At 61.3% G+C, this 21,841-nt stretch carries 18 protein-coding genes and 3 pseudogenes; 6 read left to right on the top strand and 15 right to left on the bottom strand.

Annotation, left to right across the window (positions count from 1 at the left end; translation table 11 throughout):
• Positions 1-116: 116 nt before the first annotated feature.
• Both F1563_RS10580 and F1563_RS10575 read right to left on the bottom strand, forming a co-directional pair.
• Complete coding sequence (locus F1563_RS10580) at positions 117-1,736, bottom strand: hypothetical protein (protein ID WP_002528718.1); 1,620 nt, start codon at positions 1,734-1,736, stop codon at positions 117-119.
• A complete protein-coding gene (locus F1563_RS10575) occupies positions 1,718-2,461 on the bottom strand; it encodes an ABC transporter ATP-binding protein (protein ID WP_036973917.1) in 744 nt (247 codons plus the stop codon). The genes F1563_RS10580 and F1563_RS10575 overlap by 19 nt, the downstream gene beginning before the upstream one ends.
• Positions 2,462-3,087: 626 nt before the next feature.
• Between F1563_RS10575 and F1563_RS10570 the strand changes: the two genes are divergently transcribed.
• Positions 3,088-3,705 carry a superoxide dismutase gene (locus F1563_RS10570; RefSeq protein ID WP_036958440.1) on the top strand — a complete coding sequence of 206 codons (618 nt, stop codon included), beginning with the start codon at positions 3,088-3,090 and terminating at the stop codon, positions 3,703-3,705.
• 145 nt (positions 3,706-3,850) lie between these two features.
• On the opposite strand, the gene F1563_RS14360 is transcribed toward F1563_RS10570, so the two are convergent.
• The gene (locus tag F1563_RS14360) at positions 3,851-4,036 is read right to left on the bottom strand and encodes a hypothetical protein (RefSeq protein WP_208542576.1); all 186 of its coding nucleotides are present in this window, start codon (positions 4,034-4,036) and stop codon (positions 3,851-3,853) included.
• A gap of 43 nt (positions 4,037-4,079) precedes the next feature.
• On the opposite strand from F1563_RS14360, the gene F1563_RS10565 reads away from it, so the two are divergent.
• The 5 genes and pseudogenes from F1563_RS10565 to F1563_RS10540 form a co-directional block, all read left to right on the top strand.
• Positions 4,080-5,846 carry a beta-galactosidase gene (locus F1563_RS10565; RefSeq protein WP_227431937.1) on the top strand — a complete coding sequence of 589 codons (1,767 nt, stop codon included), beginning with the start codon at positions 4,080-4,082 and terminating at the stop codon, positions 5,844-5,846.
• Entirely contained in the window at positions 5,846-7,828 is a 1,983-nt protein-coding gene (locus F1563_RS10560) for a beta galactosidase jelly roll domain-containing protein (protein WP_230845068.1), read from the top strand. Before F1563_RS10565 ends, F1563_RS10560 begins: the two co-directional genes overlap by 1 nt.
• 99 nt (positions 7,829-7,927) lie before the next feature.
• Positions 7,928-8,533: pseudogene (locus F1563_RS14355) on the top strand (family 20 glycosylhydrolase); the annotation flags it as partial.
• 96 nt (positions 8,534-8,629) lie between these two features.
• Positions 8,630-10,031: pseudogene (locus F1563_RS10550) on the top strand (discoidin domain-containing protein).
• 188 nt (positions 10,032-10,219) lie between these two features.
• A pseudogene (locus F1563_RS10540) lies at positions 10,220-11,428 on the top strand (MFS transporter); the annotation flags it as partial.
• A 26-nt stretch (positions 11,429-11,454) separates the two neighbouring features.
• Here the strand turns inward: F1563_RS10540 and F1563_RS14350 are convergent.
• From F1563_RS14350 to secY, 12 genes are all read right to left on the bottom strand, one after another.
• Complete coding sequence (locus F1563_RS14350; RefSeq protein ID WP_227431938.1) at positions 11,455-12,087, bottom strand: arylamine N-acetyltransferase family protein; 633 nt, start codon at positions 12,085-12,087, stop codon at positions 11,455-11,457.
• Positions 12,084-13,322: a glycosyltransferase gene (locus tag F1563_RS10535; RefSeq protein ID WP_002528729.1), complete on the bottom strand. Its 1,239-nt coding sequence runs from the start codon at positions 13,320-13,322 to the stop codon at positions 12,084-12,086. The genes F1563_RS14350 and F1563_RS10535 overlap by 4 nt, the downstream gene beginning before the upstream one ends.
• Positions 13,323-13,440: 118 nt before the next feature.
• On the bottom strand, positions 13,441-13,995 hold the full coding sequence (gene rplQ, locus F1563_RS10530) for a 50S ribosomal protein L17 (protein WP_002528730.1): 555 nt from the start codon (positions 13,993-13,995) through the stop codon (positions 13,441-13,443).
• A gap of 389 nt (positions 13,996-14,384) precedes the next feature.
• A complete protein-coding gene (locus tag F1563_RS10525) occupies positions 14,385-15,401 on the bottom strand; it encodes a DNA-directed RNA polymerase subunit alpha (protein ID WP_002528731.1) in 1,017 nt (338 codons plus the stop codon).
• 237 nt (positions 15,402-15,638) lie between these two features.
• A complete protein-coding gene (gene rpsD / locus F1563_RS10520) occupies positions 15,639-16,244 on the bottom strand; it encodes a 30S ribosomal protein S4 (RefSeq protein ID WP_002528732.1) in 606 nt (201 codons plus the stop codon).
• A 30-nt stretch (positions 16,245-16,274) separates the two neighbouring features.
• Positions 16,275-16,682, bottom strand: a complete 408-nt coding sequence (gene rpsK / locus F1563_RS10515; protein WP_002528733.1) for a 30S ribosomal protein S11 — start codon at positions 16,680-16,682, stop codon at positions 16,275-16,277.
• A gap of 71 nt (positions 16,683-16,753) precedes the next feature.
• On the bottom strand, positions 16,754-17,125 hold the full coding sequence (rpsM, locus tag F1563_RS10510; protein ID WP_002528734.1) for a 30S ribosomal protein S13: 372 nt from the start codon (positions 17,123-17,125) through the stop codon (positions 16,754-16,756).
• A 377-nt stretch (positions 17,126-17,502) separates the two neighbouring features.
• Entirely contained in the window at positions 17,503-17,616 is a 114-nt protein-coding gene (gene rpmJ, locus F1563_RS10505) for a 50S ribosomal protein L36 (protein WP_002514836.1), read from the bottom strand.
• Between the two features lie 78 nt (positions 17,617-17,694).
• Positions 17,695-17,916 carry a translation initiation factor IF-1 gene (gene infA / locus F1563_RS10500; protein WP_002514837.1) on the bottom strand — a complete coding sequence of 74 codons (222 nt, stop codon included), beginning with the start codon at positions 17,914-17,916 and terminating at the stop codon, positions 17,695-17,697.
• A gap of 1,041 nt (positions 17,917-18,957) precedes the next feature.
• The gene (gene map / locus F1563_RS10490) at positions 18,958-19,797 is read right to left on the bottom strand and encodes a type I methionyl aminopeptidase (RefSeq protein ID WP_007434057.1); all 840 of its coding nucleotides are present in this window, start codon (positions 19,795-19,797) and stop codon (positions 18,958-18,960) included.
• A gap of 1 nt (position 19,798) precedes the next feature.
• Positions 19,799-20,368 (bottom strand): adenylate kinase, encoded by a 570-nt coding sequence (locus F1563_RS10485; protein WP_002528739.1) that lies wholly within the window; start codon positions 20,366-20,368, stop codon positions 19,799-19,801.
• Positions 20,365-21,684 (bottom strand): preprotein translocase subunit SecY, encoded by a 1,320-nt coding sequence (gene secY / locus F1563_RS10480; RefSeq protein WP_002528740.1) that lies wholly within the window; start codon positions 21,682-21,684, stop codon positions 20,365-20,367. The genes F1563_RS10485 and secY overlap by 4 nt, the downstream gene beginning before the upstream one ends.
• Positions 21,685-21,841: the final 157 nt, after the last annotated feature.

Here is a 21,841-nt window from a genome sequence, read left to right as displayed (position 1 = left end):
ACTCTTCCAACGTCGTTGATCGCAAGAGACATCTTCATGGTAACGCTGGATGATCACATGCTGGCGTGGGAGCACTCAGAAGTGAGAGCACTGAAATGGGACCCTGGCTGGGTAGGTCAGGCCGCCGGGGTGATCTTCGTCAGCACCTCATTCCAGCTGCGATCGAGTCGTCGTCCGCCCATCGTGATCCCGATGTGTAGCACCAGGAAGGACCATCCCAGACCTGCAACACAGGCCAGCAGAATGCTCCACCCCGCATTTCCCGACATCCCCACAAGCGCCACAAGGACGATCATGGGGATGGCAACAAGAAAACCTGACACCATACCGATCAAAGCACCGAGACAGCCGGCACCGGCAGATGATCCTGACCCTGAGCTGAACCCGCTGCCCTTGCGATTCTCCGCAATACGCATCGGATTGACGACACCCATCCACGAGCCGATCCCGGTCGAGAGTAGGAGAGCCCCTAAAGCCTCTGTTATTACTACCGGCAATAACTCCCAGTGACCACACCATCCCGTGATAGCGACGGACAACACCAAGCTGACCGGCATGGTGACAAAAAGATAAGCAATCGCGCGGCCGCGTCGGTCTTCAACACCCGTGACCGACGCCTCGATGTGGTGCCACAGCGCTGTCCCGTCGTAGCTGATGAGTGACCCGCAGTACAACGGCGTCGCCACGAGCATCGTGGCGAAGGGAATCGCAGTCATGATGACGGCAGTCTGCGGATCGTGCGCCTCCTCTCCCGCGTTGACGAGCATCGGAAGACCAACCAGAACCGGGACGAGGAAAGTGTTGAGTATCACCGAAATCATTCGAGGGTCTCGCTTCAGGTACCTCAGAGTGCGCCCAGTAATAGCCCCGGTCGGGGTGGCCGGCAAAATTCGGTCGATCCGGCTCGCCGCCTTCACTTTCTCGACGCTTCCGCCGTCCCCAACTGGTGCAACGAGGCGACGCGCGACGAGGACCTGCCAGGCCCACACCATGACACCGACTACGGCGACGCCGGCGACGAGCTTGACGACGAAAGCTAACCAGCGACCATCGGCAGCCTCCCACGGCAGTGACCAGGCCCAACCCAACGGGGTCCATCCAACGATTTGCCCAACGTTGACCGGAATCGTGTGGGTGGTTGCGTCAGTCCTCGTCACAACCTGCATCCCGACGCCAAGGCCACAACACAGCAGCACAACGAAAACCATCATGGCCTCGCGGAATCGACGCTTCGCCAACACAGCCGACATCGCTGCCAGCAGGAGACCCGACGCGATTATGGCCGCAGTCCATCCCAACAGGACACCGAGCACAGCCGCCGCCATCGCGACGGCTCCGGCCCCCGACCATGTCAGGACGTGTGAGGCCGATGCTATGAGGGTGACGATCCCTCCCCAGCTCAACAGCGCGACGATAACGAAGGCGGGCATGAGTTCTTTCGCTCGCCTGGGAAAGACTGCGTATCGCCACGGGTCGGTGTAGGTGGGCTGGGCACCAAAAAGCACCGGCAGAATGATCCAGAAGACGATGAGCGAGGCCCCTGCCACAGTGGTGGTGGAACCGCGCGGATCAGTGCCAAGTTGCCCGGCTAACCACACGTAAGCGAAGTAGTTCCCGCCCAAGAACAAGGACATCAGAATGAGGAAGATCAGTCCGATGGTCTCGGCCGCCCTGGCACCTTTACGGAAGGGGGCCAGGGTGGTGCCCCACTGGTATTTCAGGACTTGCGCAACCACGTGAGTCCCTCCCCCGTATTAGCGTTCCCACCGACCAGTTCGACAAACCTATCCTGGAGTGACTTGCCCTGACGGACATCGTCAAGGGCTCCGATTGCTTGCAAGCGCCCCCGGGCGATGACGGCCACCGAGTCACACAGGGACTCAACAAGTTCCATGACGTGGCTGGAGATGACGACCGTCCCGCCGCCCTCGACGAAGCGACGCAGGATCACGCGGATCGTCTGACCAGAGACGGGGTCGACGGACTCGAAAGGCTCGTCAAGGATGAGGAGTGCAGGGTCAGAGATAAGAGCGCAGGCCAGGCCGATCTTTTTGGTCATGCCGGCGGAGTAGTCGCAGACCAGAGTGCTCGCGGATTCCGTGAGGCCAAGAGCATCGAGAAGCCCGTCGGTGCGTTCATTGACTGTGACCTCGTCAAGACGGTGCAGCATGCTGCAGAAGTGAAGAAGTTCTCGCCCGGAGAGCCGGTCGAAGGTTTTCATTCCGTCGGGCAAGACGCCCATCTGAGCCTTAGCCGCAACCGGATCGGCCCAGACGTCATGGCCCAACACCTGAACATGGCCACTGTCAGGCCGAAGCAGCCCGGTAACCATCGACAGGGTCGTCGTCTTGCCGGCACCATTAGGGCCGACGAAGCCGAACATCGAGCCGCGCGGAACCCACATCGTTAAGTTGTCGACGGCGACCTTGGGTCCGAACCGCTTGGTCAGCCCCTCTATCATGACCGCCGGTTGGTCCGATGGCTGGATGTCCGCGGGTGCGGGAGCGGCTGTCTTCGGGATGGTCCGGGATCCGGTAGGGTCATCACTCATACTACTCATCACATCATCTCAAAGGGGCAGTCTTACAAGTCACACGTCAAAAGGTGCCGGTCGCCGCCCCTGTACAGCGCCGTAAGGCCGCTCAGAACGCTCTAGCTCACACACCCCCAGGATGGGGACAATCACGGGCTTTAACTGAATACCCTTGTCAGAGGGATGGTGGCGGAAGACACCAGTGTGAGCAAACCGTCCATCACGAATCAAGGTGATGTCTGAGTAGTAGCCTGAAAGTTAGTATCGCCTTACTCAGGGGATCTTCCCTAGTTCGGACTGCAACAGCCGCGAGGCGTGGCGCTGCCGTTATCGCCTCCATCAGCCTCAGTTGTTGGCAACCGTACGGACACACCTATGAATCCCCGTACCTCGTCGGCTACGGCCGAACAGGACCAATTCGTCCACAGTGCGTGAAAAATGTCGCAGTTGTGGGAATGATGGAGGACGTATCGGTGTTGTACCGAACACGCGGCTCCGCCAGGGGCCACGTCATGGCGGACGTCATGACGCATCTCGTTCCATCAGGAGGAAGAATGGCTGTTTACACCCTTCCCGATCTCGACTACGACTACGGCGCACTGGAGCCCCACATCTCGGGCAAGATCATGGAACTGCACCATGACAAGCACCACAACACCTACGTGCAGGGCGCCAACACTGCCCTGGACAAGCTGGCCGAGGCCCGCGAGAAGGGCGACTTCAGCTCCATCAACAAACTCGAGAAGGACTTGGCGTTCAACCTCGGTGGGCACATCAACCACTCCGTCTTCTGGAAGAACATGTCCCCCACCGGCGGTGACCGTCCCGAGGGCACTGATCTCGCCGCCGCCATCGACGAATTCTTCGGCTCCTTCGACGGGTACAAGAAGCAGTTTGAAGAGACCGCCAAAGGCGTTCAGGGCTCCGGCTGGGGCATGCTCGTATGGGATGTGATGGGTCAGCGCCTCAACACCATGCAGCTGTTCGACCATCAGGGCAACCTGCCGTCAACCCAGATCCCGGTCGTCCAGCTCGACATGTGGGAGCACGCTTACTACCTGCAGTACCAGAACGTTAAGGCCGATTACGTCACCGCTTGGTGGAACGTCGTCAACTGGGCTGACGCCGAGCAGCGGTTCACCAAGGCTCGTTCCATCACAGGTCTGTTCTGATCCCCAAGTCCGGAGAATCCCGGCACATCCTTCATCGCCATGGCCGCGTCCACACAGGGACGCGGCCAGTGATCTACCCTGAACCAACGTGTCCGGCAAATCATACCGGACTGCATGAACGTGCACCCGTGCTGAGCGCTTGAACTCAAGCTCCCGCACACCGCTGATAGCTTCGACTGCGCGTGAGGCACTGACGCCCCGCGCCCACCGAGAGGTGGTTCGTCCACATGACGGAGCCGTCCATGCGCAAAGCTGAGCATCGCCATTCCGTATCCACAGCGGTGGCTGCACTGACCGCGGTCGCCTGTGCCTCGACCTCCTTTGCCGCCACACCTGACACAGCTGCGGCAATGTCACCGTCACAGGCGCCGAAGATGACGCAAGCCGTGCCTTACACCTTCCCAGGCAACGACGGAAGGGCCCACAAGGTCGCTTGGGACAAGCACTCGTTCACCGTGGACGGCAAACGGTTGTCGATATGGTCGGGAGAACTGCACTACTGGCGCCTCCCCTCCCAACAGGCGTGGCGCGACGTCATGCGCAAGGCCCGCGCAAATGGCTTCAACGCCGTCTCGCTGTACTTCTTCTGGGGCCTGCACCAAGAATCCATGAACGGCAGCTTCGACTTCTCCGGCATCAAGGACATCGACAAACTACTCACCATCGCCGAGGAGGAAGGCCTATACGTCATCGCCCGCCCCGGCCCCTACATCAACGCCGAAATCTCCATGGGTGGTCTCCCCGCCACCATGAGCAACCAGCCTGGACCTCTGCGTAGCACCGCGAACTTGGCGCGTTCGAAGCAGTGGCTGCACGCTTTCGACGCCATCGCCCGCAAGCACCAGGTGACGACCGGTGGCGGCTCCCTGCTCATGTACCAGGTGGAGAACGAGCTGCTCGACGAAAACTCCGATCGATCCGCATTCCTTAAGGCACTGACGAGCTACGTCAAGGCCGACGGCATCACCGTCCCGCTATTCACCAACGACTACTCGATGGGCGGGCGCTTCTCCGACACCTCGAAGTACGGCACCGACTTCTACGCTTACGACTCCTACCCATTGGGCTTCACATGCAACGGCAAGCGCAACACCTTGAGTGACCACGAAGCCGAGTTCCGGGCCATGGCTCCCACCACTCCACAGTTCATCACTGAAGCCCAGGGCGGAGCCTTCACTCCGTGGGGCGCTCCCTTCACCCCCAGCACCTGCGCCAAGTTCGCCGATCCCGCGTTCACCCGGCAATGGGGCGCCTCCACCATTGGCAATGGCGTAACGGCATTCAACTACTACATGCTCGAGGGCGGGACGAACTGGGGATGGACCGGGGCCCCTGCTTCCGGCTTCACCTCCTACGACTACGGCGCGGCTCTCAACGAAGAACGCACCCTCACCGACAAATTCGCCGTGCAGAAAGAGATCGGTTACTTCCAGCGCGCCCTACCATGGCTGGCAGCCACCAATCCGGTGAGTGCCTCCGAGCCCAAAGACGTCAAGGGCTCCCCCGTCCACGCGTACCAGCGCACCATCGGCAAAACCGGGCCACGCTTCATCGGCTTCCGGCTGAGCGACTCCAACGCAACAACCGACACTACTTTCACTACCCCCCTCGATCTTGATTCCAGCAGTTCCACCAACCGCCAGCACGTCGTCGATGACCGCGACCCCGCCATCTCGTACCAGGGCCCGTGGGTGCAGCGTAGTGATCCCGGCGCCTCGGGCCGAACCGTGACGGTCTCATCCCGCAAGGGGGACACCGCGATCTTCACCTTCAGCGGTACCGGGATCTCCGTCGTCTCTGGTACCGGCACCGATCACGGCATGGTTTCCCTCCGCGTCGATGATGCCGCCCCGGTCGAAGCGACTGGTCACGTCAACTCCGACCAGAACCGCCCCACCCAAAAGGTACTTCACGAATTCACCGGCCTGTCCAGCGGCACCACACCCTCACGGTCACCAATCTCGGCAAGGCAGCACAAGGCGGCGAGGGCACCATCGTCAGCCTCGACGCCCTGCGCGTCATCGACGACCCAGCGGCGGACGCCCACGATGAGAAGCCCTCGAACCCGGCCCGGCAATGGGCCCGTATTCCGCAGGACACGTCCACGACCCTTCACCTGCACGGCCGTGACGCTCTCATGATGGCCGCCGATTTCTCCATCGGCAACCACAAGGTGCTTTACACCACTTCCCAGCCGTTCGGTGCCCCGGTCGTCACCTCTGGACGCGGCACCGTTGAGTACCTCGTCGGCCACCGCGGTGACCCGGGCGAGACCGTCCTACAGTTCAAGGCAGGATCTTCCGAGCCCACAGTCAGGGGACCCGGTGTGCGGACCGTCTGGAACGCAACCACCGGTCAGCTCCGCCTCGACTACACCCACACCAGTACCCCATCCGACATCCGCATCGGTGAGGACAACGGCGCCTTGACCTTGCGCGTCATCGACCGTCAGAGCGCCCGCACCACCTGGCAACTCGAGAGCACCCTGAACGGCCGCACGGTGCACACCGACGTTGAGGGTGCCTACCTCGCCGGCCAGGCCGTTACGAACGGCAGCACCGTCGCCTTGACCGGCCAGATGGCCAAGCCCAGTACCGTCTCCGTCATCCCGGACGCCGCCATCACCTCGGCAAGCTGGAACGGCCAACCCTTGCCACGTCTCACCGATGCCCCAGTGCCCGGCCCGGACGCCGTTTCCGTCCCCACCCTGCACTGGGTCTCCAGGACGGGCGCTCCGGAGGCCGCCAAGGGTTACGACGACTCGGCGTGGAAAATTGCCAACTCCACGACAGGACGCACGCCATGGCAGAAGCCGACGCTCGGCGGTGCCGCCCTAGATTCGAATCTTCTCGGCTTCTATGAAGGTTCAGTCTGGTACCGTGCCCATTTCACCGCAGGCACAACGCGTACACTCAAACTCAATGCCAACGGCGGTCAAGGCGCAGCCGCGCCCAATGGCGTCGACCCAGCCTTCATGCAGGTTTGGATCAACGGCGCTTACGCCGGTGCTCATCGCGCGATCGGAAATACGACGAGCATCGAACTCCCCTCCTCAGTCAAGGCCGGTGATCCAGTCGTCCTCTCGGTCGTCGTCCACAACCTCGGCCAGAACCTCGACTGGTCCGACAACGGGTTGTCACGTCAGTCCCGCGGTCTCAACTCCGCCAGCCTGCCTGCCAAAGGGCCGGTCACCTGGCGGGTCCGTGGTGCGCTGAGCACTGGACAGACCGGCGACACCGCCCGAACGATGTACAACAACGGTGGCCTGTACGGCGAACGCGCCGGATGGTACCTGCCGGGCATGCCCGACAAAGACTGGTCAGCGGCCACGACGATGACCGCCGACCACTCGGGCATCCGTTGGTACCGCTCCACCTTCAACCTGTCGGTACCTGCGAACCAGGACACCACCTTCCAAGTGGTCGTGAAGCCTTCCGGTAACGGCAAGGGTCCGGGAAGGGTAGGTGCCGATCACTCCCAGGCAACGATCTTCGTCAACGGCTGGAACACCGGCGTCTACGTCGGTGACGTCGGACCGCAGACCCGCTTTGTCATCCCCGCCGGGTTCATCAACCCTCACGGTTCGAACACCATCGCCGTCGCTGTGGCCGCCAAGGAAGCAGGTTCCGGGCCAGTGTCGATCACCGTCGAGCCAACCCACTCGGTCACCGGTTCCCTCGTCGGGAACCTCAACAAAGCCCCGGCCTACAGTCCACGAACACCCGACCCCACCACAGGCACTGTGCCGTCCTTGGTTCCACTGCCTGCCTTCCTCAAGACCGACAGCGGGGCGCCCTTCGTCCTCAATGAATCCACCGTCATCGTCGCCAAAGGCCAGGCCACTAATAGCGCCAAGTTCCTAGCATCAATCCTGCGTCGCTCCACCGGCTTTTCCCTGCCAATTGTCTCGAGCAGCACCGGTCACGGCTCAGTCATCAGCCTGGCCGTCGACCCGAACACGAGAATCGGCGCGTATTCCCGACAAGAGGAGGCGTACTCGCTCATTTCACGAGCCGGATCCATCACCGCCCAGGCCGTGACGGACCATGGTCTCTTCGATGCCGTCCAGACGATCCGACAACTTTTTCCGCCACTCATCGAGTTCACCCAGCCCCGGCCGTGACCATCACCGACGCCCCACGGTTTAGCTACCGCAGCGTCCAGCTTGATCCGGCACGTTCCTTCCTGACCGTCAACGACGGTCAGGTCAATCCTAGACGTCATGGCAGCCCACAAGATGTCAGTACTGCACATGCATCTGGCCGACGACCAAGGCTGGCGAATCCAGATCACCAACAAAGGCCGTAAACCCGGTGACACCCTCGACTACACGAGACTCACTTCAGTGTCCGGGCACACCGCAATGGACACCCAGGAGCATGGCTACCGCGATGAGCTGGGTCGTACCGGGTTCTACACTCAACAGCAGTACCGCAGCATCGTCGCCTATGCCGCTGCTCGCCACATCATGGTGGTCCCCGAGATCGACTCGCCAGCCCACTCCAACGCGATGCTGCACGCCTTTCCTGAACTCAACAGTGCCAACTCCCATCCGGAGACCACGGTCTACGGAACGGTACCGCAGAACGGCACCAGCGCCGTCGGGGAAAGGGGCGCCAAGCTCATTATCTCGAAGAGCGACGCCGCCTATCTGGACCAGAAATACACCCCGAACACCGCGATCGGTCTCGTTTGGGCCTCGAACGGCCATGGTGGACTGCGTCCTTACTACGACTGGGATCCAGCGAGTGTCATCCCCAACTCCACCGACAATGACATCCTCGGGATAGAGGGACCACAGTGGTCCGAAACCATCCGCAACGGCAGCCAGTCACAGTATCTGGCCTTCCCCCGTGCCCTCGCCCATGCCGAAATCGGCTGGACACCGCAGTCACGGCGGTCGGTCGGTGACTTCCTCAAGCGTATGGCCGACGACGGCGCGCGCCTGCTGGCCATGCAGTCGAACTTCTACGACACCCCTGAGGTCACATGGGGCAACGATGCTGCCGGCCACTCCGGGCGTCACGGCGCCGGGTCGCTACAGTCAGGTCACCATCGCAACACTGGCAGCACCGGGGACGAAGGCGTCCCCAGACGGTTCGTCGATGACCGCCGATTCCACCGCGGACGCCGATGGCACGTCCGCTTCGACGATCAAAGGCTCCCTCACCGCGAGCGTCGACTTGGGGACCGAAGGTGGCGCCCAGAAGGTACGGTTCGTCGATCGGCATCCCCGCGGCTTGCTGACGGCGGGTGGGCTGTATAACCTGCGCATTTCGCACGCCTGGAGCCACACCGGCACCTTCCCGATCACGGTAAAACTGTCCGACGGACGGGTCCTCGTCACCTCGGTGACGGTTCGCAAAGGAGCCCCAGCACAACCCACCGGTCCCGTTGTGGGCCCCTGCGACAAGCCAACTATTTCCTTCCCAGCCGGCAGCACCGTCCGCGACGACTCACGGCTCAGTGTCTCGTTCACGCACCTGACGCCGAGCACCTGGGTCGACGTCCTCACCGACGGCACAAAGATCGGCACAGTGCACACGAACGCCACCGGTTCGGGCAACCAAGACGTCCCCATCACCTATCAAACCGCCAGCGGAGCGCACCTGTTGCGCATCGCCGGCCCCGACGGACGTTTCGTGGAAAAGGTGTTCACGGTCAGGTCCAAGACGCTGCCATTCTCCAACGCCATCACGAGAGACGTCACCGCCACGGCTTCCAGCGAGGCAAGCAACGAAACCACCCCCAATGGGCGGGCCGCGGCTGCTGTCGACGGTGATCCGAACACATTCTGGCACTCCCGTTGGGAGGCACCCGCTGCGACTTATCCGCACACCCTGACAGTCGACCTCGGTCGCAAGTACGCATTGTCGGCCATGAAGTGGGTCTCCCGCCGGGGCAATCCCAATGGTCGGGTCAAGACCCTCGTTCTGGAGTTCTCGAGTGACGGTTCCCAGTGGGGCGGCAAACAACCAGTCACTCTGCCCTATAGCTCCTACCCGACGATCATCGGCCTCCCAAGGCGGGCAGACGCACGATATGTGCGAATCACGATGACCTCACCTCACGACGCCTCCCAACCTTTCGCAGCAGTCGGTGAGGTGACTTTCGCAGGCCTCGCGGACGGCCATGCCGATCGACCCCGGCACGACCCGACGGCGCACATGTGGACCCCACCGGCACACTGTTCCCTCCCCAATCCCACTCCGCCGGGGCAACCCGCCATGGCTTCCACGGACAGTTCCACAGCGGCTTCGACCGGTACCACCAATCATTCCCAGACAGGCACGAGACCCACGAGGCTTCCTGCGACAGGACGTTAAGAACAGCCGTGATGCACCACGCACCGCTGGATTCCCGATCCAGTCAGCCAGGAGTTCCGCACGCTGGTGACCACGATCGGGACCCGCGAGGTGGTGTCGTGATGGTCGAAACAACCCTAACCAGCCCACGATCTCTATTCCCCCACGAGGGCTAAGACGAGTGGCCGGGTACACATTTGGTGAACCAGATAATCAGCGTCGTCATTTTGCACATCAATCACGGCCTCGGGCTCACCCCCGCTATGAGGGGATTGTTGGTGCAGCGAGCCTGCTGGGTATCTTCGTCGGTGCCCCACTCTTCGGCTTTTTCACCGATAAGTTCGGGCGGCGCAGGATGTTCCTCGTCGACATCGTTGCTTTCATTGTTATTGGCATTGGGCAGGCCTTCGCTATGGGCGGGGACCCCGCTAGCGATTCTCAGATTCCTCTTAGGCATGGCCGTCGGCGCCGAGTACTCAATCGGGGCACCGATGCTTTCAAAGTTCGTTCCGGCCCGGGAACGCGGATCGAAGCTGGCCTTCCTCGAGCTGTGCTGGCGCGTCGGCTTCCTCATCGCTGTCCTCCTGGGGTATGCGCTGCTGTGGTTTGGGGTGTCGTGGAAGGTCATCTTGGCCACTTCAGTACTCCCAGCCCTCATCGTGCTTGGGCTGCGAATTGGACTTCCGGAGTCCCCGCGCTGGTTGCTGCGTCACGGCGACGAAGCCGAAGCACGTGAGATCGTTGAAAAGCACATGGGTCCGGGGTACTTCGCCTCCGAAAAGCTCAGCGAGGAGTCGGTGGACGGAGAAGGTTATCGCAAGCTGTTCCGCAAGGGTCAACGGCGGCGCACGGTCTTCGTTTGTATGTTCTGGACGTGCATCGTCACCCCATATTTCGCGATCTTTACCTACGCCCCCAAGGTATTGGAATCCCTCAACGTCAAGTCTCAGGCTGGCGGCACCATCCTCTCCATCACCATTGGCGTCGTTGGCGCGATCGCCGGTTTACTGGCGATCGATCGCATCGGCCGCCGACGCATGCTCATCGGGCCGTTCTGGGTGCATGTCGTCGTCCTCCTGGTTGTCGGGTTGTGGACCACTGCGCCATCGTGGGTGCTGGTGGCGGGTTTGGCGCTCTTTGCCTTGGTTAACTCCTACAGCGACATTCTCACTGCGGTGTACCCCTCAGAGATCTTCGACACCGACATCCGCTCCAGTGGTGTGGGGTTCGGGTCGGCCGTCAGCCGCATCGGCGCCTTCCTCGGTACCTACCTGCTGCCCATTGGCATCGGGACAATTGGGATCAAGTGGTGCATGGTGATTGCGGCAGGTCTATGCGTCGTTGGTGCTGTGACTGGCCAGATGATGGCGCCTGAGACCATGAATCGGCCCCTGACGAAAACGGCAACCGGAGAGTTGTGCAGGCTTGACCTCGGGCTCAACGCTCAGGCAGACAGTCCGAATGGCCGGTACATCCAGCTCTGGATATCCGACCCCGCCAGCCAGGATCTCCAGACACTTGCAACGACGATCGGGCCCAGGGCAAGGGTGGTATCGATGCTGTTGAGCCTGGTGCGGTCGAGTACCTCGGTCACAGGGACAAAGGCGACGTTGCCAGCGGTGTTACTTAGTCGCGAAGCGCAAACGTCGAGCTCCTTACCCTCGTATGTCACCCGTAGCCAGCTGTGCCCGGTGTGGTACCACGGGTGGTGCTCCAGACGGACCCGTGCTGCGTGGACTGGGCGAACCTCGAACCCCAACTGCTCAAGTATTCGTCCCAGCACGATGTTGTACTGTCCCGAATAGCCGTGCCCGGCCTCCAGCGAGGCCTCCGGGCTCAGCCACAGGTGCCAACACGAGTAGTGGGTGTACATCCGGTATACAAGACTGGTGGCCTCGTCGACGAGGTCCCAACCGGTTTTCCCGGAAGCGCGGCATGCCGTGACAACATCCGCCACGGTCCGCAGCGGCTTGCCGGCAGGACCCTCAGGCAGAGCCGGCTCAGGTTTGGGCGCCATCACAATGACGGGGACGACGGCTGCCGCAGCACCGGCCAACACGAGGGGGATCTTTTTCATGTGTGCTCCTGATGGTCATCGGTCTGCTGGGTGGCAGTCTGTGGCGCGAGAGGATCGTTACTGCGAAGACGGGCGCCGTGTCGATCCTTAAGCTTCTGCTTCCAGTAAGGCTTGGCGCCCGGGCGAGCGGCGACCTCGGAGTGAACCCGCAGCATCTTCTCGACGCTAGCGTCCCACGTGAACTGTTCGGCCCGCCGACGAGCGGCCTCACGCAGTGTGGGCCCAAGTCGCGGCGCGAGCCGCAGGACAGCGTCGGCCAATCCATTTGCGTCAGGGCTGCCAGCTTCCCCACTCGTCGCGTCGACGATCTCGTGGGCGCCACCCCGATTCGCGGTAACGACTGGGGTTCCGCAGGCGAGCGCTTCTAGGGAAGCTAGCCCGAAAGTTTCTGCGGGACAGACTGACATCGAGATATCGGCCGCGGCGAAGCGTCGGGCAACCTCGTCACGCCCCTCGACGAAGCCGTTAAAGAAGACCGGGGCGTCACCAGCCTGCTTTTTCATGGCGTCAGCGTCCGGGCCGACCCCGTACATGTCGAGGCGGACGGGGACCCCACGCCGATGCAATTCGATAGCAGCTGCGACAGCCAGATGGGGGCTCTTTTCGTGGCTCATCCGTCCGATGTAGCACAGCCGCAAGATGCCGTCAGGGCGCGGGGTTGGCAGTCCTGGTTCACGCGTGTCGGGATTAAAGGTCTTTAGGTCGACGCCGAGGGGGACTTTAACGAGGTGAGCACCGGTGTCGGCGAATTCACCCGCAGAGTAGTCGGACGTGACGACGACGACATCGAAGGATTTAGAGAGACGACGGTTGAGGGCACCGACGACTGCCGCGACGCCGAACTGTCGGCGAACCCACATGGTGAGCATGTCGTCAAGCCGTTCGTGGCTGAACAACACTGATCCGATGCCTCGTCGTGACGCCCAGCCTGCGGCAGGGGTGAGGGTCCACTTGTCAGAGGATTCGATGGAGGTGGGGCGGAAGCGGTCGAGGATGTCAAGAGCCCGCCAGGGCGTAGCGATCATGCGGTAACCCGCGGAGACGCGCGGGGCTGCGATCTCGACGGTGATGCCGGATTCGGATTCGGTGATGCGGTCTTTGGGGCCTGGTATCACCAGGATCCGCTCGTGACCGGCCGCGACGTATCCCCTTCCGAGCGCGTCGATGGCCACCTTCATGCCGCCGGACACCGGGCCGACGAAGTTGGCAAGCTGAGCGATACGAAAGGTCGTCACCCGTCTAGCCTATGCGGTGATCCTGTGCGTCGACACCAGGGGTTGGGCTGGGATCGACGCAGGAATGACGACCGCCGGTCCCCCTCTAACAGGACCGGCGGTACGTTCTGAAGAAGGATCAGGCTTCGGGCTTTTCCTCGACCTTCTCGTCAGCCTCAACGGCTTCCTGCTCATCGGCCTCGGAATCCTGCGCAGCAGCGTTCTCGGCGAGGGCGTTGTGTTCACCGGCGGTTTCGGGCTCGGCGCCCTTGGCCTCCGTAGCGGTGCTGATCTGCGCCTTAGCGTCAGCCGCGCTGGCCGGAGCCTTGGCGGAGACCTTGTCGGTAACGACCTCAATGACGGCCATGGGGGCGTTGTCACCCTTACGATTGCCGATGCGAGTGACGCGGGTGTAACCGCCGTCACGGCCCTCCATGAGGGGGCCGATCTCAGTAAAGAGGATGTGCACAATGCCGCGGTCAGTGATCGTGCGGTTCACGAAACGACGGTTGGCGACAGTGTCAGTCTTCGCCCGGTTGATGAGCTTCTCGGCCAAGGGGCGAACGCGCTTGGCTTTGGTGAGGGTGGTCACGACGTGGCCATGCTCGAAGAGCTGGCTGGCCAGGTTGCGCAGAATGATGCGCTCGTGGGCCGGGGATCCGCCAAGGCGGGGGCCCTTTGTGGGCTTCGGCATTCTTTTTCTCCTTGTGTGTCGGCGTGGCGGGCAGGTGGACCCGCCGCGGTCCGGCTGAGGGAGGACGGGTGCCCTCCCCTCCCCTTTCCCGTCATGTGGCAGGTGGGGGTGTGGCCAGGGTCCACCCCCCTGGCCTCCCCTCCGAAGAGAGGAAATCTTTAGTTGTCACGGTGCGAGCAGATCGTCCTCACAGATCCCAGCCACTACTCAGCCACACAGAAACCTGCGATTACGAAACGCAGCTCGACCCCCTCGGTGGGATGCAAGGGGCGCCCTGACAACCCTACCCGCAGAATCGAGTCCAAACGCAACCAACAGCACGCCTGCAACTGCGACAAAAGCCAACCCGCTCGGGGGATGCAGGGGGGCGTCCCCCTTGCATCAATAAATCAGTACTGCTCGGTCTCCGCGTAATCGTCGTCGTTAGCCTCGCCATAGGCCTCAGCCGCAGCGAGTGGGTCGAACCCCGGAGCCGAATCCTTGAGGGCCAAACCAAGCTCGGTGAGCTTCTCTTTGACCTCATCAATGGACTTGGATCCGAAGTTACGGATCGCCAGCAGGTCCTGCTCAGAACGCGAGACGAGTTCTCCAACGGTATGGATGCCCTCACGCTTGAGGCAGTTGTAGGAGCGGACGGTGAGGTTGAGCTCCTCGACCGGGGTGCTCAGGCTCTCAGCGTACTCCTCGTCAACCGGCCCGGCGCCGATCTCGATCCCTTCGGCTTCAGCGTTGAGTTCACGGGTCAAGCCGAACAGCTCAACGAGAGTCTTGCCAGCGGACGCAACAGCGTCGCGAGGGAGAATGGACGGCTTGGTTTCAACGTCAACGACGAGCTTGTCGAAGTCGGTGCGCTGCTCGACTCGGGTGGCCTCAACCTTATAGGTGACCTTGAGGACCGGGGAGTAGATCGAGTCGACGGCGATGCGACCGATCTCAGCGCTCGGATCGTCGTTGAGGGCGCTGGAGACGTAGCCGCGGCCACGCTCAACGACGAGTTCCATCTCAAAGCGGCCATCGTCATTGAGGGTGGCGATGTGCAGCCCCGGGTTGTGGATGGTCACACCGGCCGGCGGATTGATATCGGCAGCGATGATCTCACCGGTACCGGACTTGCGCAGGTACATGGCGACCGGCTCATCCTCTTCCGAGGAGAGCACCAGACCCTTGAGGTTGAGGATGATCTCGGTGACATCCTCGACGCAGCCCTCAATGGTCGAGAATTCGTGCTGGACTCCCTCAATCTTGATGCTCGTCACAGAGGCGCCCGGGATGGACGACAGCAAGGTGCGACGCAGTGAGTTGCCGATGGTGTATCCAAAGCCCGGTTCCAGAGGCTCGATGACGAACTTCGAGCGGAACTCGGAAATGGTCTCTTCAGTAAGGGAGGGGCGCTGGGCAATAAGCATGTTTTCTACCTTTCGCGCCAACCGCTATATGAAGGCGCAGAGGGGGAACAGGATGACGGGATTCCCGTCGCGATATTTGATTGTGGGGGTGGCGGCCCCACAAGCCGGGGCCGCCACATTGAGGGTCATCTTCCGCAACCCCCGACAAGCCCAACCGCAACCACCAAGAAATAGGAGGCCGCGCACTGAAATTGACCCGCTCGGGGGTTACTAGGGAGGTCGTCCCCTTTGTCGGTATTACTTCGAGTAGAGCTCGACGATAGCCTGCTCGTTGACGTCGATGATTATCTGGTCACGGGTGGGCAGCTGGTGGACGAGAATGCGTCCCTTATTGGGACGAACCTCAAGCCAGGCCGGGATGTCGCGGGTTTCGAAGGTCTCGCGAGCGACGACGATCGGGTGGAGGTCCTTGGACTTTTCGCGAACGTCAATGATGTCGTGGGTGCTCACACGGTAGGAAGGAATGTTGACCTTCTTGCCGTTGACCAGGAAGTGGCCGTGGCTGACCAACTGGCGAGCCTGACGACGGGTAGCAGCAAGTCCGGCACGGTACACGACGTTGTCGAGTCGCGACTCGAGGATCTGCAGCAGGACGTCACCAGTCTTACCCTGGGCGCGGTCTGCCTCCTCGTAGTAACGACGGAACTGCTTCTCCAGGACACCATAGGCGTAACGAGCTTTCTGCTTCTCGCGCAGCTGCAGCGAGTACTCAGAGTCTTTGGTGCGACCGCGTCCATGGACACCCGGAGGGTACGGACGACGCTCGAAGGACTTGTCATTGCCGACAAGGTCAGTCCCGAGGCGGCGGGACTTCTTGGTAAGGGGGCCGGTGTAACGGGCCATTGTGTATCAGTCCTTTGCTCTCGGAGTTGGTCAGACGCGGCGGCGCTTCGGTGGACGGCATCCGTTGTGCGGAACGGGGGTGACGTCGGAGATCGGGCCGATCTCCAGACCGACAGCCCCGAGGGAACGGATGGCGGTCTCACGACCGGAGCCAGGACCCTTAACGAAGACGTCAACCCGCTTCATGCCATGCTCCATAGCGCGACGACCAGCGGCCTCGGCGGCCATCTGAGCGGCGAACGGGGTGGACTTGCGGGAGCCTTTGAAGCCGACGGTGCCGGCAGAGGCCCACGAGATCACCGCACCCGAAGGGTCAGTGATGGCGATGATGGTGTTGTTGAACGTGCTCTTGATGTGCGCCTGACCGGCGGCGACGTTCTTCTTCTCCTTGCGGCGCACCTTAGCCTTGGGTGCACCCTTGTGGCCTGCAGTAGCCATGTGATGTCTCTCCTGAAATCAGTGTGATCTGCGCGTCGGGGACGGTTGGTGAGTGCCTTGTAGGCGATGACTCACTTGGCCTTCTTCTTGGCGACGGCCTTCCTCTTACCCTTGCGGGTACGGGCGTTGGTGCGGGTGCGCTGACCACGAACCGGGAGTCCGCTGCGGTGGCGACGGCCCTGATACGTGCCGATCTCGATCTTGCGGCGGATGTCAGCAGCCACCTCGCGGCGAAGGTCACCCTCGACGTGGTAGCTGGCCTCAATGTGGTCACGCAGTGCCACGAGCTGATCGTCGGTCAGTTCGTGGACGCGCAGGTCACCGCTGATTCCGGTGGTCTTCAGGGTCTCGGTAGCGCGAGTACGACCGATTCCATAGATGTAGGTCAGGGCGACTTCAAGGCGCTTGTCGCGCGGCAGGTCGACTCCGATGAGACGTGCCATGTGGCATCCCTTTCTTGTTCATTCGACCTGATTGCTCAGGCCGCGAAGGTGTCCGACGTGGAGCGTCCTCGTCATTCCTGAGAACGATGGACAGCGTCTGACTGTCCGACGAGGCCCCGGCCTTCGTCCGGGGGTGGTGGCCCGAATCCGTGCTCGATGGTTTTGAGCGGGGTTCCGGGACGTGCTTCCACGGTGTCCCGAGCATTGCTCGGGAGGTCTGCACCAGCGTGTGTATCCGGTGCGTTTTCAGTTGTGGAATTCGTTTGTTCACCGCTCCCACCTGGGTGGTAGGCCTGACGGTGGACCTCAGGGGCCGAACCCCCTGCATTCCTGCTGACCGTCGCGATGACGATCTGCGATCCCGTCGCGGCGTGGGCTCAGCCCTGACGCTGCTTATGGCGCGGGTTATCGCAGATGACCATCACGCGGCCGTGGCGACGGATGACCTTGCACTTATCGCAGATCTTCTTGACGCTCGGCTGAACCTTCATGAGATTCTCTTTCGCGTAACGGTCCCCTGGTGGGAACCTGGGTGGTGCGCTGCTAAGCGCTTGGCAATGAGCAGCAGCTCACTTATGGCGGTAGACGATCCGGCCGCGGGTGAGATCGTAGGGCGACAGCTCGACGACGACACGATCCGATGGCAGGATTCGGATGTAGTGCTGGCGCATCTTGCCGCTAATCGTGGCAAGAACGCGGTGCCCATTCTTGAGCTCGACACGAAACATGGCATTGGGCAAAGCTTCAACGACAGTTCCCTCTAGTTCGAGTGCTCCCTCTTTCTTGGCCATTACATCCTATCTGTCCGCTACCCACGCCCCCTGCGGGCGTGGTGGTGGATCCGCACACACGGAGCCAGCAGTTAATGCTACCTTCTCCGCTCTATCGCCCCAAATCCGATGAAGCCAGATCAGGCGAGGAATATCACCGCCGCTGTCGGGTAGCGGCAGCCACTAGCCTGACAACGAACGCCACCGCCCCTAAATCGGCAACGGCGATCCAACTCCCACGAAAGCGTCAAAGAGCAGATACACCCTTGTCAAAACCACGGCGAAGACCAGCGCATACCCGAGTATCCATCGTGGACCGCGGCGTCGCAGGAAGACATGTCAGCAAGCATCATCGAATTTCGCAAGCTTCCCGAGGACCCAAAAGACGCCTCCACAAACAAAACCGGCTCCCCGCCTCCCGTCACCTCCATTGCGCCACCGTAACCCAGTCGCAGAAAAATACGCGGCTGAAGCGACCTATACACGCCAGCAATGACAGCGATCATGCAACCCAACGACCGAACCATCGATAAGCGAAACAACGAGATATTCAAGGGACCCTTCGACGACGACGTGCTTTCCCCAGGTACGCGACACAGACTCTTTAGTGCTATCGAACTGCTAGCGGCAAACCGTCTCGACGACTCATTCCGATGCTGCACCGTCGATCGGAGCCATCAGCGCAGGGCTTTGCCTAAAAGGTTGGACCTTCCGGGGCAGAGACGTTCGCATCCTGCATCGTTATCGGTATAGGGGCTTTCGCACTTCCTGAGATGGGGTCCGCCAATGCGGTACCAACGGAAGTTTCACTAACAGCCAGCAACGCGGGAGCCATCAAGCCAACGGTGATGTGCTTTTCATTTCAAATCAGGCCCTTCTGCTACAGCCAGCACTTGCTCTACAGCGTCGCACCCCTATCATCGCCTCGAACAGAGGGCACAAGTTCGCTGGATGCGAGGGACGAAAGTCTGTGTAAACACCGTCATCAACGCGGGTGCGTGTGGGGCAAACCTGATGACGGACTCATGGCCACCATGAAACCACACCCGTTGCCCCGAGTCCTCAATCAAGGGGACCAAATGCCACTCCACGCTTCTCAAGCTCAGCCTGACCACCATCGGGCTCCGACAACACCCACAAGCCTTTACTGGTTACGGCGACGGTGTTCTCCCAGTGGCTGGCCCACGAGCCATTCACTGTGACAACGGTCCACTCGTCGTTCAAGGTCGCGGTGTCCTCCGTACCGAGGGTGGCCATCGGCTCGACGCACAGCACCATGCCCTCAACGATCTTCGGGCCACGTCCGGCACGCCCCCAGTTGGGAACATCCGGATCCATGTGCATCTCGGTACCGATCCCATGGCCGGTGTACTCCCGGATAATGCCGTAATCACGGCCATGGGACTCCAGCGATGCCTGCACCGCCGCGGAAACATCACCTATCCGAGCTCCAGGCGCGACCTTGGCGATACCGGCCCACATCGACTCCCGGGTCGCTTCGGATAAAATCCGAGCCTCCTCGCTAACATCTCCCACCAGAACAGTCCGGGCGGCATCGCCATGCCAGCCATCAACGATGGCACCGTAATCGATGGAGACGATGTCACCGTCCTTGAGCTCACGCTCGCCGGGGATGCCGTGAACGATCGTCTCGTTGGGGCTCACACAGGCGACACCTGGGTAGGGCGGTAAGCTCCAAGCGTCTCCGTAGTTGAGGAAGTTCGACCCGGCACCGTGCCGTTCGAGGACCTCCCGACCGACCCTGTCAATGTCGGCGGTCGTGGCCCCAGGCACGGCAACCACGCTCATGGCCTCCAGCCCCTCAGCGACGACGAGGCCAGCCCGCCGCATCGTGCGAATCTGGTCGGGTGTCTTGATCTGAAATCGATTGCGACCCAACACGTCAGTTCTTCGAATCGAGTGCGGCGAAGATGCGCTGACGCACCTCGTCGATCTCTCCAACACCGTCCACCGGGACGAAGATGCCAACCGAGCGGTAATGCTCCAGCAGCGGCTCAGTCTGAGAGGAGTAGACACTCATCCGGTTGCGGATGGTTTCCTCATTGTCGTCAGTACGCCCCTCAATCTCAGCACGCTTCAGCAGACGCTGAGTGAGCAACTCGGGATCGACGTCGAGGCTGATAACGGCGTCGAGTTGCCGGCCATGCTCCTTAAGGTAAGCGTCGAGGGCCTCGACCTGATGCATATTGCGGGGGTAGCCGTCGAGCAAGAAGCCGTTGGCAGCATCGTCCTGGTTGAGGCGATCGACAACGACCTGGTCTGTCAACTCATCGGGGACGAGGTCTCCGGCGTCCATAATGGCCTTGACCTTCTTGCCCAGCTCGGTGCCGTTCTTGATATTGGTACGGAACATATCACCGGTAGAGATCGCGGGCACGCAGTAGTGCTCGGCGATGGCGGTAGCCTGAGTCCCCTTGCCTGCGCCTGGGGCGCCCATGATCAGCAATCTCATGATGATAGGAATCCTTCGTAGTGTCGTTGCTGCAACTTGCTTTCGACCTGTTTAACGGTGTCCAGCGCCACACCCACGATGATGAGGATGCTCGTACCTCCGAAGGGGAAGTTCTGGTTCGCCTTAAGGTAGACGAACGCGAGCGTCGGGATCATCGAAATGAGACCCAAGTACAAGGACCCAGGTGCCGTCAGCCTCGACAACACATAGGCCAGATAGTCCTCGGTGGGCTTCCCGGCCCGGATGCCGGGAATAAATCCACCATACTTCTTCATGTTGTCACTCATCTCGACCGGGTCAAAAGTGATAGCCACGTAGAAGTAGCAGAAGAAGATGATGAGCAGGAAGTAGGCGATGTTGTAGACCGGGTGGTCGCCACGCGTGAAGTAGTGGCCGATCCACTTGGCCGCGGAGGTCTGAGGCCGGAAGGTTGCATAGAGCACTGGCAGGTACAGGATCGACGAGGCAAAGATGACCGGGATAACGCCGGACTGATTCACCTTGAGCGGAATGTACGTCGTTGAGCCGCCAAACATCCGGCGCCCCACCATCCGCTTGGCGTACTGCACCGGGATGCGTCGCTGACCCTGCTCGATGAACACGACCGCGGCCATGACGGCTAGACCAATCACGATCACCATGCTGAAGATGAACCACGCATGGGCCTGACCGGCGCCATTTCGAGCAACCTTGATAGCCCAGAGCGAATCAGGAAAGCGCGCTGCGATCTGGGTGAAAATCATGATCGACATACCGTTGCCGATACCGCGGTCGGTGACGAGCTCACCCATCCACATGACGATGGTCGTACCGGCCGTCATGGTCAGGATCATGACGACGACCTCGAATACCGAGGTGGAGTAGACGACCGGCAAGCTGCAGGTGAACAGACGACCGGAAGTGGCAAGTGTGACGAAGGCCGTTGCCTGCAGCAGGCCAAGCACCAGGGTGAGGTAGCGGGTGTACTGGGTGATCTTGTTCTGACCGGACGCACCCTCCTTCTTGAGGGTTTCCAGCTTCGGGATCACGACGGTTAGCAACTGCAGGATGATCGACGCGGTGATGTAGGGCATGATGCCGAGTGCGAAGATCGCCAGCTTCAGCAAGGCACCACCGGAGAACAAGCTGATCATCGAGTACAGACCGGCCGAAGAACCAGAGCTGGCCTGATTCACACACGTGTTGATGTTCGACACGTTGACGTTCGGGACGGGGATGACGGACCCGAGTCTGAAAACCGCCAAAATGAAGAGCGTGAACAGGATCTTGCGGCGAAGATCCGGCGTTCTGAAGGCATTGGCGAAGGCGGAAAGCATCCGGGCCCTCTCCCATCTCGTGGACTACTGACAATGCAGATCCAACCCCCATAACGCGCTGCAGGCAAATGTCTGGAAGCATGGACACAGCGGGGGTAGCCTATCAACTCACGAGGGCAATACCCACGTCGCCGTCCATTGTTTTTGTCTGACCCCT

This window comes from Cutibacterium modestum (assembly GCF_008326345.1).
Taxonomy (GTDB): Bacteria; Actinomycetota; Actinomycetes; order Propionibacteriales; family Propionibacteriaceae; genus Cutibacterium; species Cutibacterium modestum.
Note: the sequence above shows the minus strand (reverse complement) of the source record. Positions and strands in the feature narration are given on the sequence as shown.

Bases quoted from the DNA above. Each gene is read 5' to 3' on its own strand.
- F1563_RS10575 (WP_036973917.1), bottom strand. From the start codon at position 2,461: ATGATAGAGGGGCTGACCAAGCGGTTCGGACCCAAGGTCGCCGTCGAC.
- F1563_RS10570 (WP_036958440.1), top strand. From the start codon at position 3,088: ATGGCTGTTTACACCCTTCCCGATCTCGACTACGACTACGGCGCACTG.
- F1563_RS10565 (WP_227431937.1), top strand. From the start codon at position 4,080: ATGACGCAAGCCGTGCCTTACACCTTCCCAGGCAACGACGGAAGGGCC.
- F1563_RS10560 (WP_230845068.1), top strand. From the start codon at position 5,846: ATGGCCGCCGATTTCTCCATCGGCAACCACAAGGTGCTTTACACCACT.
- F1563_RS14350 (WP_227431938.1), bottom strand. From the start codon at position 12,087: ATGAAAAAGATCCCCCTCGTGTTGGCCGGTGCTGCGGCAGCCGTCGTC.
- rplQ (WP_002528730.1), bottom strand. From the start codon at position 13,995: ATGCCGAAGCCCACAAAGGGCCCCCGCCTTGGCGGATCCCCGGCCCAC.
- F1563_RS10525 (WP_002528731.1), bottom strand. From the start codon at position 15,401: ATGCTTATTGCCCAGCGCCCCTCCCTTACTGAAGAGACCATTTCCGAG.
- rpsD (WP_002528732.1), bottom strand. From the start codon at position 16,244: ATGGCCCGTTACACCGGCCCCCTTACCAAGAAGTCCCGCCGCCTCGGG.
- rpsK (WP_002528733.1), bottom strand. From the start codon at position 16,682: ATGGCTACTGCAGGCCACAAGGGTGCACCCAAGGCTAAGGTGCGCCGC.
- rpsM (WP_002528734.1), bottom strand. From the start codon at position 17,125: ATGGCACGTCTCATCGGAGTCGACCTGCCGCGCGACAAGCGCCTTGAA.
- rpmJ (WP_002514836.1), bottom strand. From the start codon at position 17,616: ATGAAGGTTCAGCCGAGCGTCAAGAAGATCTGCGATAAGTGCAAGGTC.
- infA (WP_002514837.1), bottom strand. From the start codon at position 17,916: ATGGCCAAGAAAGAGGGAGCACTCGAACTAGAGGGAACTGTCGTTGAA.
- F1563_RS10485 (WP_002528739.1), bottom strand. From the start codon at position 20,368: ATGAGATTGCTGATCATGGGCGCCCCAGGCGCAGGCAAGGGGACTCAG.
- secY (WP_002528740.1), bottom strand. From the start codon at position 21,684: ATGCTTTCCGCCTTCGCCAATGCCTTCAGAACGCCGGATCTTCGCCGC.